Below are 593 nucleotides of genomic sequence, written 5' to 3'. Positions count from 1 at the left end.
CAGAACCGCTGCCGGTGTTCACGCCGCGCCACCGGTGGCCGTCCCGGCGACCGCATCGCCGGCCTACCCGTTACCGCTGTCGCCCAGCCCCTCGGCCGTCCCATTCCACACCTCCGGATCGAAGGTGGTGCAACGACCAGTTGAATCCGCCCTGGACTCCGTGGTCGGAATGGGCGATCGTGCGGCCGGCTGGTGGCTGGCGCCGCCAGCGGGCCATGTCCAACGCGTCGCAGACCAACTCGGCACGCAAATGGTCTGCGATCGACCACCCGACGATGCGGCGGGAGAACGCATCCAGCACGACCGCGCAATACACCCAGCCCTCGGTGGTGCGGTGCTGGGTCACATCCGTGCACCACAGCCGGTCCGGGCCCTCAACGGCGAAGCGGCGGTTGACCAGGTCCGGGTGCGGACTGGCCTGCGGGTCCCGGGCGGTGCCACCCCGGCGGCGGCGCAGGACTCGACATGAGATTCCCCCGCTGAGCCGGAGAGCGGATTACCTGGTTCCGACTGGAACCGGTTGATGGTAGCTGGCTTCGTATTCGTCGGGTGAACGCCAACCAAGCTTCTTCTGGATGCGCTGGGTGTTGTAC

General features: G+C 68.1%; 1 protein-coding gene. It reads right to left on the bottom strand.

Going from position 1 to position 593, the window contains the following annotated elements:
- Positions 1–70 precede the first annotated feature (70 nt).
- A complete protein-coding gene (locus IU459_RS39510; RefSeq protein ID WP_440446566.1) occupies positions 71–361 on the bottom strand; it encodes a transposase in 291 nt (96 codons plus the stop codon).
- Between the last annotated feature and the right edge of the window lie 232 nt (positions 362–593).

This window comes from Nocardia amamiensis (assembly GCF_015477605.1).
Lineage (GTDB): Bacteria > Actinomycetota > Actinomycetes > Mycobacteriales > Mycobacteriaceae > Nocardia > Nocardia amamiensis_A.
Note: the sequence above shows the minus strand (reverse complement) of the source record. Positions and strands in the feature narration are given on the sequence as shown.